The sequence below is a fragment of the Ensifer sp. 2TAB8 genome, assembly GCF_052115125.1.
Classification (GTDB): domain Bacteria; phylum Pseudomonadota; class Alphaproteobacteria; order Rhizobiales; family Rhizobiaceae; genus Ensifer.
This window is the reverse complement of the sequence record NZ_JBFRGB010000026.1, coordinates 1-12857: the sequence shown is the minus strand read 5'-3', so window position 1 is coordinate 12857 and position 12857 is coordinate 1. Positions and strand designations below refer to the sequence as shown.

Here is a 12857-nt window from a genome sequence, read left to right as displayed (position 1 = left end):
CTTCAACCAGAAGTCTATCGGTTCCAGGCGCGGGCAGTTATGGCTGAGCATTGAAGCATTTCCCGATTCTGTGCAATCGCGATCAGTGTATTCGCTGGGGGAAATATAGGCGCGTGCAGACAGCAGTATGGACAATACCGACACCGTGACGCAAGCTTCCGCGCCTCCTGTTTTTTCCGTTGTCATTCCGACGCGCAATCGTCCGGATATTCTGGTCGATGCCGTGGCAAGCGTGCTGGAGCAGACCTTCTCCGATCTCGAGCTCATCGTCTCGGACAACTCGCAGCCCGCCGATAGCGAGCGTAACCAGGCGGCTCTCGCTCCGTTTCTCTCCGACCCGCGTTTTCACTATATTCGCCCTGACCTCAACTTGCCTATGGTCGATCATTGGGAGTGGGCGATTGCGCATGCGAAAGGCCAATATGTCGGCTTCGTTACCGATCGAATGGCCTTGCGGCTCTATGCGCTCGAAGAGGTCCATGCGGCAATAGAACGGACACAGGCGGCCGCTGTCGGCTACGCGACTGCGAATGCGCGCGAGCTGCCAGGATACCGCAGCCTCCGCTGTGGACACGGGAATGTGGCTGCGCGAGAGATCGCAACCGTGGATAAGCTCTGGCAGTTTGCGAAGGGCGATTGGCCCAAGGACACGCCGCGATTGCTGAATTCTTTCGCGCGCCGGGATCTGGTGGCGTCTCTGCGCGAACGTTATGGCAGTGTTTTCACGGGGATTTCGCCGGACTATGCCTTTGCGTTCCGCACGCTCGAAGCATTGAAGAGCTACGCGTACATCGATTTTCCGTTGCTGGTGACGCAAGGCGAAACGCGGAGCAACGGCAACGCTCTGACAATCGGTGCCGTTACCCAGGAGACGACGGATTTCAGACGGTGGATGCAGCAGGAGCAGGGCGAGTGGCTGCAATACGGGCCGATGCCCGGCGATACCAGCGTGCTGCTGAACGGCATCCTGCGCGAATACGCACTGGCTGCAGCACAGAGCCGGTCCGACCGCTTCCCTGAAATCGCGCCGGCGGATTTCTACCGCGGGGCGATGAGCCAGGCTGCGGGCTGGGCGCGCAAGGCGATGCTTCCGCCTGGTGTCGTCACTGCGCTCGATCAGTATCGGGCAACGCACGGCCTGAGCGCAATCACGCTGCCGCGCCCGAAGCCACGGCTGCGGCGTTATGCGAACCTGTTCGCCGGCGGGCAGCTGGGGCCGTTGCCGTTGCGGCGCACGATCGCGTCCGCAAGGCTTTCAATCGAGCGCGGCCTTATGAAACTCGGAGTAGGCTGGTATTTCTCCGCCCGGACGTTGAGAGATGTCCTGCGGCAGGACCTGCGCTTTCGTCAACGCAAAGGCAAATAGTCATTCTATCGCCGCGGCTCTTGGCCGCGGCGTTTGGGCATGTCTGAAATTGAGGTTCAGGCTGCAGCGCAGTCGCGCAACACCTGCACGACCCTGCCGATCTCTTCGGACGTCATGTCGTGATAGCTCGGCAGGTTGATCGCTCGGCCGGGGAGATCATAGGCAACGGTGTTTGCCCGCACGTCCTCGAAGGGCGGAAGCGAACTCAGTGGCCAGAAGAAGACGCGGGCGTCGATGTTCTCGGCGGCAAACGCGCCCTGCAGTTCTTCCCGCGTGACGTCGGTTTCCGGCGCGAAGACGACCGTCGGCATCCAGAAGCCGTTTTTCGTGTGCTCCGGTTCCGGATTCATCGAGATGGAGTTCACGCCCGCGAGCTGTTCACGATAGGCGTAGAAGATCTCACGCTTGCGCTCGACCAGTTCGTTGACGCGTTCGATCTGCGCGAGGCCCACGGCCGCTTGCAGGTTCGACATCTTGTACTTGAAGCCGATCTCGTCCGGCCAGAACTGCTTCTTTTGCCCGCGTGCCCGGCCGTGGTTGGACAGGGTCAGGACCTTTTCGAAGAGCTTGCTGTCGCTGGTGACGAACATGCCGCCTTCGCCTGTCGTCACGGTCTTGGTACCGTGGAAGGAGAATGCACCGAAGGCGCCGAGCGAACCGGCCTTGCGTCCGCGCCACTCCGATCCGAGCGCTTCGGCGGCGTCTTCTACAATCGGGATGTTGTGCCGCGCGCCGATTTCGAGCAGGCGGTCCATGTCGCAGAGATTGCCGTAGATGTGCACGGCCATGATCGCCTTGGTCTTCGGCGTGATGGCAGCTGCCACTTTCTCCGGATCGAGGCACCAGCTGTCGGGGAGCACGTCCACAAAAACGGGCTTTGCTCCGAGGTGGACGATCGGCGCGGCGGATGCGGTCCAGTTCGTGTCCGCAAGGATGACTTCATCGCCCGGCCCGACGCCGAGGGCGGCAAGGCCCATGTGCAGCGCGCCGGTGCAGCTTGATGTCGAGATCGCGTGAGTGACATCGAGATGCGCGGCAAAGGCTGCCTCGAAGCGATTGATGTAATCGTAGCAGCGCTCGCCCCAACCGTTCGCCGCTGCGTCGGTGGCATAGGCGACTTCGCGTTCGGTGATCGAGGGCTTGGTGTAGAGAATGCGAGGTTTCGTCATGTGGATTGCCTGTGCTCAAGCCGATCGGTCGTTGGTTGCGTCTGCGGCAACGATCCTGTCAATCCGGCCGCCGATCTGCGCGCCGAGATAGAGGTTTTCATAGAAGCGTTCCGGGAAGCCGGCCTGCCGCATATGATGGGCCGTGCTGTCGATATCGTAGGCGACACGGTGGAGCTCGATACCTGCCTCCGAAACCGTCGCAAAAGCGGCGCGCGGATCGCCATCACGCGGTTGCCCGACCGAGCCGGGATTGCAGAACACCTTGCTGCCGATCTCCAGGCGGACCTGCACGTGGGTATGCCCGGCAAACAGCCGTTCGCACCCGTCAGGAAACTGCGCCTGTGAGACCTTGTAGAGATACTCGTCTATCGGATCCTGCCAGCTGCCGTGGACGAAGTAGGTCGACCCGTCGATGACATAGGTTCGCGATCCGGCGAGCCAGTCGCGTTGATCGGCCGAGATGATGCCCCTTTGAAACTCGATGATGTCATTGACCATCTTCGATCGCGGGCAGCCTTCACCGCTGACGATGTAATAATCGTGATTGCCCATGATGTTTGTTATGCCGCGTGCTTTAAGCACACCGATACACTCGCCCGGCTGGGCGTAGTATCCGACGACGTCACCGAGCGAAAGGATCGAGCTGCAGCCGAGTTCGTCGATGCGGGCAAGCACCGCCTTGAGGGCGGGAAGGTTGCCGTGAATGTCGGAAATGACGGCGATCATAGGACGACCAGATCTTCGGAGTAGCGCCAAGCCCGGCCCGTCTTGATCTCCGGTGCCTCCGGCTTTCTTCCGTAAACGTAGTACTCCAGCGCCATCGCCGCCTCGTTGTAGCCGAAGGCCGCACGCAGCGACGTACTGCTCGAGAAGCGCGGATTGATTTCAAGCAGGTAAGGTGTCGTGCCTTCCAGCCGGAACTGATAATTCGTCGGCCCAAGCGGCTTGAAGTGTTGCGAGAGCCTGCTCACCGCTTCAGTCAGGAAAGGCTCGTCGACCACTTCCGCATATTGGGTGTTGCCGGCGACGGACAGCTTGCGCTTGAAGACGATCGGCGGCAGCGTCGTGCCGTCGCCAAACCCGAAGGCGCCGACCGTGTATTCCTGGTCGTTGCTGCCCACGAATTTCTGGATGAGAAAATCGTCCGCGCTCTTCAGGGTCCAGTAGTCGAAATCGGCCCTGTCGCGCAGCAGGGCAATTCCGCGGGAACCATTGCCGCGACGTGGCTTCAGCAGAAGAGGCAAGGGGCCGAGCTCGCGGGTGCAATCTTCCAAGCTGCGGCTGAGTGTGCTTGGAATGGCCGGAAGGTCCGCTTGCAGCAGTGCCTCGCCCATGTCCCACTTGTCTTGCGCGAGCGCGATCAGCGGAGATCTGTTCAGGACGACACGCGTCTCGGTCGCCTCGAAGCGAGCGCGGTTGTCATTGAAGAACAGGACGTCAAGCTCCAGGCCCGGCAGCACCAGGGCGACGTTCTCTCGCCGAAGCAGTTCCAGCCAGAACTCCAGATATTCGGGAGACGCCTCATCGCATGATGGCTTGGCGACGAAGTCGTCGCAGAAGTGCCGGCCGATGCCATTGGCATCACGATCAATGCCGATGATGCGGATCGGTGCTTCCAGTCTACGGAGCGATGCGACTATGCCCTGGCCGATGATGGCGCCTACCGCAGTCACCACGACCGTAACCGGCTGTTTCGATTGCTTTGCGTCGTCTTGCATTAGTTGACGTCCATCGGGCCGAACGCTTCGGCGGTTCCGGCTGATTTGATCATGGCAATCCCGTCTCGCATCGTGACCAGAGGCGCCATGCCCAACCGGGACAGCGTTTCCGCACCGTCAGGAAAGTTCACCTTCCGAAAAGGAGCCTTTTCCGCTGCGATCACGACGTTGCCCCCGAGCCCGAAGGTCTCATAGGCGATTTCAGCGATCCTGTCGCAGGTCATTGCCTCCGTGTGAACCGCATTCCGGACGCCGGACGTGCCCGTTTCGGCAGCGCGGATCATCATGTCGGCGGCGTCTTGTACGTGCAGGAAATTACGCACGCCATGGGACGCGGGCATGCGAAGGTCGAGCCCGCGGGACGCATAGGCGATGATGCGTCCCATCCACGGCTGATGGGCACAGCAACGGCCACTCACGTCATAAAGCTGCGAGAACCGAAGGCTGCAGAAGCGAAATCCCTGTTTTTGCGAACTCCATTCCAGGATCTGTTCGGCCAGCTGCTTGGTGAGGCCGTAGGATGTCAGGGGTGCTGCATCTAGTGTCGCATCCGAAGAAAGCGATCCGGCATAGATAACGGCCTCTGTCTGCAGACGCTTGGCAAGTTCTGCGACGTTCAGTGCGCTTGCGGTGTTCGCGGAAAAGTTCTGCTGTATCCCCGACGGGCTATCGTCGGCGAAGCTTGCGGCACAATGGAAAAGCACGTCCGCGGTGAGGCCATCCGGAACCTTTGCCGCGCCGCCTGCCATGTCGAGGAAGATGTCATCGGTTTCCGCCCTGCCGACACTGATGGTCTCGACACCCATGTTCCGCAGGCGCGCGACGAGCTGGCTCCCCAACATCGAGCGCGTGCCGATAATGGCGGCAGTCCTCATGCCAGTTCTGCTTCCATCAGCAGGCCGACGCAAAGATCGGGGAATTCGATACCGACCTTGAGCATGGCATGCAGATTGGCTTCGAAATCAGGCAGCGTCTGCAACACCGGCAGTGGCAATGRCTTCAGGTAGATGCCTTCCTCGTGCACGACCCGGAAGCCATGGTTTTCGAGTTCGGCACGGAACGTGTCCCGGCAATATTGGCGCTTGTGGCCAAGTGCCAGATCGTTGGCGTTCAGGCTGTAGATATCGTCGATCTTGCCGAGCTCCACGCCCAGTCTCCTGTTCAGGGACTTCGCGTTCGGCACTGCGGCATAGAGACGGCCATTGGGTTTCAGGAAGCGCCGGAACCGGTCGAGCACGAGGCCCGGATCGTCGACGTGCTCGAGAACGAAACCCATGATGATGACGTCGAAGCGCTCTTCCGTTTCGAAGTCTTCGAAGTAGGAGAAGACGATCTCACCGGAAAAGTCCGGGCTGTTCTTCTTGAATAGATCGATGACGAACTGCGAACCTTCCACGATCACGTGCCGGTCGCAGACCTTGTTGAACAGGTGCGGGGTGTAGCCGTGGCCGATACCAAGATCGAGCAGCGATTGGCATTTGCCAAAGCGCTCGACCATGCGCTGCGGATACCAATTGAGAATGAGATTGTTCTCGATCGATGTGACTGCGTTTGGAAGATATTCCGACGCGACGTTGTCCAGGTTCTCGGATTTCACTGGGTAAACTCCCTCCAATCGACAGTTCCGGAATGTACGACTTCTGCGCCCTTGGTACCGCAATTGGCGACGAGGTCCAATGCGGTCACGTAAGGAGTGAACTCTCCATGCAGCTGCGGATAGGGTGTGCGTTCGTAGTTCATGTACTGAACGGAAATTCCGTTCTGGTTGAAGAGGCCGTGATCGAGATAGTTCCGCGCACCATGGCCGGTGATATACGCCGTCCCTTCGAGATGGGCGGTGATGTCGTATACTCTCTCGCTGCTCGCACCGCCAATGGTGAGAGCGTCCGAGGAGACGAACTTCGGCCTATCCAGATTGAAGTAGGCGGCAAGTGCGAGCATGGAATTGCGGGCCACATCCGCAATCGTCGATGCATCCTTGGCGAACACGCCGTCGACCAGTTCCAGCATGTCCTTGGCGAAGGGCGCTTTGATATAGGCTTGTCGCAAGATATCGCGGTGGCGGCTGCGCCAATCCGTGCGATTGTCGATCAGTACCTCATCGATCCGTTGCCCCAGGCGAAGGTCCTTCAAGGGCACGGTCAGCCAGCGGATGCCGCTCTGAGTCTTGATCTGCACGCGGTTTGTGAAGCTGCCACGCGAGAACTGCACATCGTCGTAGTGGACGAACACGTCCGCCAGTTTGATCTGCTCCAGCATTCCAACCCAAGGAAAGTACATGGATTGGGAGATGACAATGTTCCGAGCCATCCGGTACTCGCCTGCGGTGCCTGTATTCGCGATCGAGAGTTGGCAGTAGCACGAACGAAGGCCCGCGCCACCCTGCTTGCGACCCTATTTGTCGATGCAGCGCAGATAACCGCGCGGCGAGCTCGAGAGCACAAGTTTGCCGTTCAGTGCCTCATCGGTCTCGAAGCGGCTTGTCTCTTCCATGTAGGCCTTGAGTGCTGCGTAGGGTTCGTCGCCGGCGCGCCAGATCTTCGAGCGCTTGGTGGGGGTCTGCGATGCCTCGGCCCAGCCGAGGACCGTATCTGCCACCACCATGTACTGGCCTTCGGTCACCAGCGGGCCATAGGTGCGCAGTTCGTCCAGCACGTGGTCGCGGCTGTGGTCGCTGTCGAGGACGACCATGACAGATGCACCTTCCGGGATCTCGGCCTTCACCTTTGCCAGCGTCTCAGCCGTGGTCGACGGACCTTCGATCAGCGTGATGCGCGAAGACATCGGGTGCTTTTCGATCGAGTCGCGATTGTGGGCGCGGATGTCGATGTCGACACCGATGACCTTGCCCTTGCCGATCAGTTGCAGCATCGCGGCCATGAAGATCACCGAGCCGCCGCGGGCAACGCCGGTTTCGATGATGATGTCAGGCTTGGTGTTCCAGATGACTTCCTGCGTCGCCATGACGTCGGCCGGCATCTGGATGATCGGCACGCCCATGAACGACCAGAGGTAGGAATAGTCGTATTTGTCGAGCGCGACCAACGTATCGAGCGACTGGCGAAATGCGTCGTCGTCCTTGCCGAGCGCGAGCGACATTTCCTTTTTGTGAGCCTCGAACGCGAGACGATCGTCTGCTGCTGCCATGACTGCCGATACCCTTTTTCGATACAACCCACCGATACGCCGGAGGCCGCGATTCGCGATCTGGCGGCTTCGTCGATTCGTACGCTTTCCTGTGAACGCTTTCATGTCGACAATTGCAAATACGGTCAAGGCTGGTTTCTTAAGGGGTAGGAGTGAGGGCGCCCCGCCTGCTCGTGGAAGGTTCAATGTCGCGCTTTAACCGCATTTTTACACCCCTTGCGGGTCTTCTGGTCGTCGAGCGTCAGCGCTTTGGCGACGATCGCGGATTCTTTTCGCGTTTCTTCTGCCGTGAAGAACTCGCCGATTTCGGTGCGGGCGGCTCGATCGCGCAGATCAATCACACCTTGACGCGAAAGGCTGGCACGGTTCGCGGCATGCATTTCCAGCGCGCGCCGCACGACGAGACGAAATTCGTGTCCTGTCTTTCGGGCACGATCTTCGATGTTGCCGTCGACATGCGACCGGACTCTCCAACCTATCTTCAATGGCATGGCGAGGTGCTGAGCGCTGAAAACGGGAGGTCGATGATGATCCCTGGCGGCTTTGCGCATGGGTTCCAGACACTTTCCGCCGACTGCGAGCTGATCTACCTGCACGACAAGCCCTATGCGCCCGGAGCCGAAGGCGGGCTCAACGCCCTGGATCCAAAGCTTGCGATCGCCTGGCCGTTGCCGGTCGCGCAGATGTCGGCGCGCGATGAGGCTTTCCCGATGCTGGAGGACGCGCCCTGATCCTCGGCGCGTCCATCGTTGACTTCATCGTGGATGGGAGGACAATGAATTTTCCGCGCCACCACGAGAGAGAAGGGGTGTCGACGATGACGATCGCCAGAAAACTTCAGGACTATATCGATGGCACGGGTGTCGCCTACGACACCGTCGACCATCACCGCACGGCCACCACCAGCCAGACTGCGAGGGCGGCGCATGTGCCCGGCAGCAGGCTTGCCAAGTCCGTGGTCGTTCATCACGAGATGGGCTACGTGCTTGCCGTTGTGCCAAGCACGCACCGGGTCGAACTTTCCACCCTGCAGGACGTGATGGACCGGCGTCTCGGTCTCGCTTCGGAAGAGGAAGTCTGCAACCTCTTCGCCGATTGCGATATCGGCGCAGTGCCGCCCGTCGGCTCGGCCTATGATGTGCCGGTGCTGCTCGACGAAAGCCTGGGTGACGTGAACGACGTCTATTTCGAGGGCGGCGACCACAGGACGCTGGTGCACATGAGCGGATCGAGCTTTCGCAACCTGATGAAGGATGCACAGGTCGCCCGCTTCAGCCACCCGGCTTGAGGGCCGAGCTATCGCGGTTCCCCGCTGGCAGCGGACGCAATGCGCAAGGACCTGGGCGGGAACCAACCAGCGGTCGAACATCGTGAGTTCAATGTGGGCAGCGGGCACTTGCCAAAGTGCCGGCTTGGCGTCACCATCTTCGACGGACACCTTTATCTACTGGGTTGGGGGATCGATGGTGCGCATACGCTCTACGAATATGTCCAAGTCTCTGGCTGTACTGCTGGTTGCGGCCGGTGCTCAAGCTTTCGGGTCTGCCGCACGCGCGGAAGACAATCTGTTCGATCGGTTTCCGTTCGCTGTCGCCTGCGAATACAAAGGCACGCAGCACGCCTTCTATCTGTCGAAGGTAACGGCCGACGGCACGGCGACCTACCTGGCATCGGACAACTTTGCCGGCACGATCAGCTTGAGCGGCCAGGCAAAGGCGACCGGCGCCGAGGAGGTTGGAAGCTGCCTCGGCAAGACGCTCGAAGAACTCCGGGAATCGGGTCAGGCGCGGGACATCAGGGCCAATTAGTCCGCTTGGACCACCGAGCCGGGATGCAGGCGACGCGAGCGGCAACGCTGCCTCAGCCTTGAGAGGTTGCGAGGGTGTTGCGTGTGCAAATGAACTGCACCCATGCTGTGAAGTTAGACAATAACGATGTGCCATCATTGCGAATGCGCAGAATTGCCGACCTATTCTGGCGTTTTCGCAGACGTGGCATGTCGTTGTTGCTTACGGGAAAAGTGCTGCGTTCTCAGATCCTGTCGGCTAGACCTCAGGTGAATAGAGATCGTCTGAAAGCTGACAGCCATCGGCAAAACTCTCTTTGCCAGGCAGTCACGGAAAGAATCGTCTCCCGAGAATTTTCTGTTGTGGCAAATGGAAAATCTGATTTACTGCGATCTCGCTGCTTGGCTTTCGGGGGATGTTGCCGATGGAGTGGACCCGCAGGAATATTATGCTTGGTGGTTTGGCGCTACTTGGCGCCGACGCGGTTCAGAGGCCGGCATTCGCCGCGGCGAGTTCCTATTTTTCCGGTCCCGCCATCGATAACGGCGTGACCTATCGCAGCACCAATTTTGCCAAGATCGACCCGAAATGGCGGCGTCAGGTCGTCAAATATTTCAGCAGCGAGCCGATCGGCACCGTTGTCGTCGATACTCGACACCACTTTCTCTACCTGATCATGGAGAACAAGACGGCCATCCGTTATGGGGTTGGCGTCGGGAAGGAAGGCTTCAAGTGGTACGGCCGCGCTACGATCGACCGTAAATCTCTCTGGCCGCGCTGGACGCCGCCGCCGGAGATGCGCGAGCGCCACCCCGATCTGCCCGAATTCGTCGATGGCGGGTCGCCGAAGAACCCGCTTGGTCCACGCGCCATGTACCTGCTTCGCGACGGCGTCGATACCGGCTACCGTTTCCACGGTACGCTGGAGCCGGGCAGCATCGGCAAGGATGCCTCCAGCGGCTGCATCCGCATGTTCAACGAAGATGCGATCGATCTTTACCAGCGCTGCCCGATCGGCACCGCCGTTCAGGTCCTGCCGCACATTGCCGACAAGGCCCCCGAGGTCAGCCAAGCAACTCCGGTCGCAACCCCGGTCGAATGAGGAATATCACCTTGAAGCCTGCTATGACCGGACTGATGAGGCTGCTTTCCGCTGCCGCCGTTCTGCTGACGCTGACCGCCTGCAACACCACCGAGATCGCCGCCGTCGAAGAGCCGGCCGCGGTGCCGATGACCGGAAAAACCGATGATCCGGCGCCGGGCTTCGAGACTGTCTCGGCCGGTACCGAAGAGGATTTCATCCTCAATGTCGGCCGGCGAACCTATTTCACGCAAGATTCGGCCGCGCTCGATCCTGTCGCCAAGGCTACGTTGGACAAGCAGGCGATCTGGCTCAACAGCAACCCGCGCTGGCTGGTCAAACTGCAGGGCTTCTCCGACGACAGCGGTTCCGCCTCGAAGATGGAAACGCTGTCGCAGAAACGGGCCGACGCGGCGATGGCCTATCTTGCCTCGAAGGGCGTGGACCCCAATCGCATGTGGGCCAAGGGCTACGGCAACGACCGCGAAGTTCGCGACTGCACCGAGCGTTCCTGCAAGGTGCAGAACCGCCGTGTCGTCTCCAATCTGCGCACGGAGCGCGACACGCTCTGATCGCGCGGCTGCGCGGCTAATCTGAAGCTGAACGGACCCTGGCTTTTGCGTCTATGCAGGCGCATGGCGGGAAGGATCGCCGCTCCCGATTGAACGGCCGTTGCCTGCGACCAGGTCACGATCCACTGTCCGTCTCTGCGTTCATGCGTATCCGTGTGCCAATAGGCACTCAGCGGCACTCTATGTCCGCCGAAGATCACTTCCAGGATCGCCCGATAGCGGATTACGGCGCAGGCACCCTGCAGCCGAACTGCGATGGTTTCGGGCTCCCAGTGCAGGTAGTCGATATGTCCACCCGCGATCGCGCCCAAATGTTCCTCCCTGGAAAGCGGCCTGCCTATGGGCGTCATGAGCCGTCGCAACAGCGGCGCTGAAAGATCCACTTGAAATTACATTAGCACTAATGTAATTCGGTGCCATGAGCACCAAAGACAAACATGGCCTCGGCGAACTCCTTCGATATGTCGGCGAACTCGTCGATCAGGGTGCTGCCGAAAGATACGCCGCACTCCAGATCGACTACAGGCCGCGCTATACCCCCGTGTTGCGCGCGCTGAGCGCGGGAGCCGAGACGGTGACCGAGATCACGGCCAGCAGCAGGCTCACGCAGGGCGCGATCAGCCAGACCGTCAGTCTCATGCTGAAGGACGGCATCCTTGCCCGGCATGGTCTTGAGGATGGAAGAAAGGCTGGCCTCCGATTGACCGGGAAGGGTGTGGCGCTCCTGAAGATTCTGGAGCCACATTGGGAAACAACATTCCTGGCGATCCGAAATATCGAGGACGAGATCGGATACCCAATTCTCGAGGTCCTGCAAGCGCTCGGGACGGCGCTGGAGCGAGAGGGGTTCGCCAGCCGGCTGGAGGCCGCCTCAAATTGTCAGTGTGAGGAGGAGACCAATGGTCGCTGAAGCCAGACCCAGGAACTGGTTTGATGGCGGAGGAAGCGCCTACGCGCTGTTCAGGCCGGAATATCCGGCGGGCTTGTCGAAGTTCCTGGCCGACACGGTGAATAGTCAGGGTTGCGCCCTCGACGTCGGCTGCGGCAATGGGCAGCTCACCCGTCAGCTCGGTAATCACTTCAATGCGGTCGTTGGCGTCGATCCGAGTAACGATCAGATCGCGAATGCCGTGCCGCACAGGAATGTCGAATATCTCTGCGCGCCTGCCGGACGTCTGCCGCTTCCCAATCGAAGCGTTCACCTCATTACGGCAGCACAGGCTGCGCACTGGTTCGATCGACCTGCCTTCTTCGCCGAGGCGCGGCGGGTGGCGGCCGAAGGCGCGGTGATCGCGCTCGTCAGCTATGGCGTTTTGAAATTGGAACCGGCCGACCTCCAGGCGCGGTTCGCGGCGTTCTATCGGGATGAGATCGGCCCCTATTGGCCCGCAGAGCGCAAACTGGTGGACGGCGGATATGCCGACATCGAGTTTCCGTTTGAAGAGATGGTTTACCCGGAGATGCACATCGAGCGTGCCTGGGAACTTGGCGAACTTCTCGGCTATCTCTCGACATGGTCCGCGGTTCGCCGTGTCAACGAGGCAGGGCGAGACGACATTCTGGAGGCCTTCGTGCGCGACATTTCCGAAATATGGGGCGACCCGCTCAAGAAGCGTCCCGTATCATGGCCGATCAAGATGCGATTGGGAGGGATATGAGCGAGGTTGATCAGCATCCCGTTCTCTCCGTCGGCCTGCGGCACAGCGCGCGCCTGGTCGTCGCGCCGTTGCACACGGTGCCGGAGATCGATGACGCCTGGCCCGGCTTTCGCGACATGCCGCCGGTGTTTGCAACGGCGATGATGATCGCCTTCGTCGAGGAGACGTGCGTTCGCGGCCTGCGTCCCTACCTAGGGTCTGTACTCAATAGGGATTCCGGGTTCTGCCAAATTGTGATTCAAGGTCTTGGAGTTGGAGGCCTTGATGAAGCAGCGGCAGTTGACCTGGTTGAGCGATGCGGAGTGGGCTCGGATCGAGCCATTGTTGCCGCGAGGACGCCATTGTTGCCGCGAGGACGC

Annotated in this window: 16 protein-coding genes and 1 pseudogene; 9 read left to right on the top strand and 8 right to left on the bottom strand. The window is 60.3% G+C overall.

The features are described from left to right. The first annotated feature begins 127 nt into the window (after nucleotides 1-127). A complete protein-coding gene (locus tag AB4Z53_RS28905) occupies nucleotides 128-1366 on the top strand; it encodes a glycosyltransferase family 2 protein (RefSeq protein WP_441598941.1) in 1239 nt (412 codons plus the stop codon). A 56-nt stretch (nucleotides 1367-1422) separates the two neighbouring features. Here AB4Z53_RS28905 and AB4Z53_RS28900 read toward each other — a convergent pair whose 3' ends face one another. The 7 genes from AB4Z53_RS28900 to AB4Z53_RS28870 form a co-directional block, all read right to left on the bottom strand. Continuing rightward, on the bottom strand, nucleotides 1423-2535 hold the full coding sequence (locus AB4Z53_RS28900) for a DegT/DnrJ/EryC1/StrS family aminotransferase (RefSeq protein WP_441598940.1): 1113 nt from the start codon (nucleotides 2533-2535) through the stop codon (nucleotides 1423-1425). Between the two features lie 15 nt (nucleotides 2536-2550). Continuing rightward, a complete protein-coding gene (locus AB4Z53_RS28895) occupies nucleotides 2551-3261 on the bottom strand; it encodes a metallophosphoesterase family protein (protein ID WP_113535591.1) in 711 nt (236 codons plus the stop codon). Continuing rightward, on the bottom strand, nucleotides 3258-4253 hold the full coding sequence (locus AB4Z53_RS28890; RefSeq protein WP_441598939.1) for an ATP-grasp domain-containing protein: 996 nt from the start codon (nucleotides 4251-4253) through the stop codon (nucleotides 3258-3260). Before AB4Z53_RS28890 ends, AB4Z53_RS28895 begins: the two co-directional genes overlap by 4 nt. After that, a complete protein-coding gene (locus tag AB4Z53_RS28885) occupies nucleotides 4253-5128 on the bottom strand; it encodes an NAD-dependent epimerase/dehydratase family protein (RefSeq protein ID WP_291162820.1) in 876 nt (291 codons plus the stop codon). The genes AB4Z53_RS28890 and AB4Z53_RS28885 overlap by 1 nt, the downstream gene beginning before the upstream one ends. Continuing rightward, a complete protein-coding gene (locus AB4Z53_RS28880; RefSeq protein ID WP_441598938.1) occupies nucleotides 5125-5850 on the bottom strand; it encodes a class I SAM-dependent methyltransferase in 726 nt (241 codons plus the stop codon). The genes AB4Z53_RS28885 and AB4Z53_RS28880 overlap by 4 nt, the downstream gene beginning before the upstream one ends. Then, nucleotides 5847-6563, bottom strand: coding sequence for a WbqC family protein (locus AB4Z53_RS28875; RefSeq protein ID WP_113535588.1), 717 nt, complete (start codon nucleotides 6561-6563; stop codon nucleotides 5847-5849). The genes AB4Z53_RS28880 and AB4Z53_RS28875 overlap by 4 nt, the downstream gene beginning before the upstream one ends. Nucleotides 6564-6647: 84 nt before the next feature. Next, nucleotides 6648-7400 (bottom strand): cephalosporin hydroxylase family protein, encoded by a 753-nt coding sequence (locus tag AB4Z53_RS28870; protein WP_113535587.1) that lies wholly within the window; start codon nucleotides 7398-7400, stop codon nucleotides 6648-6650. Between the two features lie 185 nt (nucleotides 7401-7585). On the opposite strand from AB4Z53_RS28870, the gene rfbC reads away from it, so the two are divergent. The 5 genes from rfbC (at nucleotide 7586) to AB4Z53_RS28845 (ending at nucleotide 10840) form a co-directional block, all read left to right on the top strand. Beyond that, on the top strand, nucleotides 7586-8131 hold the full coding sequence (gene rfbC, locus AB4Z53_RS28865) for a dTDP-4-dehydrorhamnose 3,5-epimerase (RefSeq protein ID WP_113535586.1): 546 nt from the start codon (nucleotides 7586-7588) through the stop codon (nucleotides 8129-8131). Nucleotides 8132-8217: 86 nt separating this feature from the next. Beyond that, complete coding sequence (locus AB4Z53_RS28860) at nucleotides 8218-8688, top strand: aminoacyl-tRNA deacylase (RefSeq protein ID WP_113535683.1); 471 nt, start codon at nucleotides 8218-8220, stop codon at nucleotides 8686-8688. 199 nt (nucleotides 8689-8887) lie between these two features. Further along, on the top strand, nucleotides 8888-9208 hold the full coding sequence (locus AB4Z53_RS28855; protein ID WP_441598937.1) for a hypothetical protein: 321 nt from the start codon (nucleotides 8888-8890) through the stop codon (nucleotides 9206-9208). 403 nt (nucleotides 9209-9611) lie between these two features. Then, nucleotides 9612-10289, top strand: coding sequence for a L,D-transpeptidase (locus AB4Z53_RS28850; protein ID WP_113535584.1), 678 nt, complete (start codon nucleotides 9612-9614; stop codon nucleotides 10287-10289). Continuing rightward, complete coding sequence (locus AB4Z53_RS28845; protein WP_441598936.1) at nucleotides 10286-10840, top strand: OmpA family protein; 555 nt, start codon at nucleotides 10286-10288, stop codon at nucleotides 10838-10840. Before AB4Z53_RS28850 ends, AB4Z53_RS28845 begins: the two co-directional genes overlap by 4 nt. Here the strand turns inward: AB4Z53_RS28845 and AB4Z53_RS28840 are convergent. After that, complete coding sequence (locus AB4Z53_RS28840; RefSeq protein WP_441598980.1) at nucleotides 10738-11190, bottom strand: nuclear transport factor 2 family protein; 453 nt, start codon at nucleotides 11188-11190, stop codon at nucleotides 10738-10740. The two genes, AB4Z53_RS28845 and AB4Z53_RS28840, sit on opposite strands and share 103 nt — an antisense overlap. 68 nt (nucleotides 11191-11258) lie before the next feature. Between AB4Z53_RS28840 and AB4Z53_RS28835 the strand changes: the two genes are divergently transcribed. From AB4Z53_RS28835 to AB4Z53_RS28825, 3 genes and pseudogenes are all read left to right on the top strand, one after another. After that, the gene (locus tag AB4Z53_RS28835; protein ID WP_113535581.1) at nucleotides 11259-11750 is read left to right on the top strand and encodes a MarR family transcriptional regulator; all 492 of its coding nucleotides are present in this window, start codon (nucleotides 11259-11261) and stop codon (nucleotides 11748-11750) included. Beyond that, nucleotides 11740-12498 (top strand): class I SAM-dependent methyltransferase, encoded by a 759-nt coding sequence (locus AB4Z53_RS28830; protein WP_441598935.1) that lies wholly within the window; start codon nucleotides 11740-11742, stop codon nucleotides 12496-12498. The genes AB4Z53_RS28835 and AB4Z53_RS28830 overlap by 11 nt, the downstream gene beginning before the upstream one ends. After that, a pseudogene (locus tag AB4Z53_RS28825) lies at nucleotides 12495-12857 on the top strand (hypothetical protein); the annotation flags it as partial. The gene AB4Z53_RS28830 and the pseudogene AB4Z53_RS28825, both read left to right, overlap by 4 nt.

Bases quoted from the DNA above. Each gene is read 5' to 3' on its own strand.
- AB4Z53_RS28905 (WP_441598941.1), top strand. From the start codon at position 128: ATGGACAATACCGACACCGTGACGCAAGCTTCCGCGCCTCCTGTTTTT.
- AB4Z53_RS28900 (WP_441598940.1), bottom strand. From the start codon at position 2,535: ATGACGAAACCTCGCATTCTCTACACCAAGCCCTCGATCACCGAACGC.
- AB4Z53_RS28895 (WP_113535591.1), bottom strand. From the start codon at position 3,261: ATGATCGCCGTCATTTCCGACATTCACGGCAACCTTCCCGCCCTCAAG.
- AB4Z53_RS28890 (WP_441598939.1), bottom strand. From the start codon at position 4,253: ATGCAAGACGACGCAAAGCAATCGAAACAGCCGGTTACGGTCGTGGTG.
- AB4Z53_RS28885 (WP_291162820.1), bottom strand. From the start codon at position 5,128: ATGAGGACTGCCGCCATTATCGGCACGCGCTCGATGTTGGGGAGCCAG.
- AB4Z53_RS28875 (WP_113535588.1), bottom strand. From the start codon at position 6,563: ATGGCTCGGAACATTGTCATCTCCCAATCCATGTACTTTCCTTGGGTT.
- AB4Z53_RS28870 (WP_113535587.1), bottom strand. From the start codon at position 7,400: ATGGCAGCAGCAGACGATCGTCTCGCGTTCGAGGCTCACAAAAAGGAA.
- rfbC (WP_113535586.1), top strand. From the start codon at position 7,586: ATGTCGCGCTTTAACCGCATTTTTACACCCCTTGCGGGTCTTCTGGTC.
- AB4Z53_RS28860 (WP_113535683.1), top strand. From the start codon at position 8,218: ATGACGATCGCCAGAAAACTTCAGGACTATATCGATGGCACGGGTGTC.
- AB4Z53_RS28855 (WP_441598937.1), top strand. From the start codon at position 8,888: ATGTCCAAGTCTCTGGCTGTACTGCTGGTTGCGGCCGGTGCTCAAGCT.
- AB4Z53_RS28850 (WP_113535584.1), top strand. From the start codon at position 9,612: ATGGAGTGGACCCGCAGGAATATTATGCTTGGTGGTTTGGCGCTACTT.
- AB4Z53_RS28845 (WP_441598936.1), top strand. From the start codon at position 10,286: ATGAGGAATATCACCTTGAAGCCTGCTATGACCGGACTGATGAGGCTG.
- AB4Z53_RS28840 (WP_441598980.1), bottom strand. From the start codon at position 11,190: ATGACGCCCATAGGCAGGCCGCTTTCCAGGGAGGAACATTTGGGCGCG.
- AB4Z53_RS28835 (WP_113535581.1), top strand. From the start codon at position 11,259: ATGAGCACCAAAGACAAACATGGCCTCGGCGAACTCCTTCGATATGTC.
- AB4Z53_RS28830 (WP_441598935.1), top strand. From the start codon at position 11,740: ATGGTCGCTGAAGCCAGACCCAGGAACTGGTTTGATGGCGGAGGAAGC.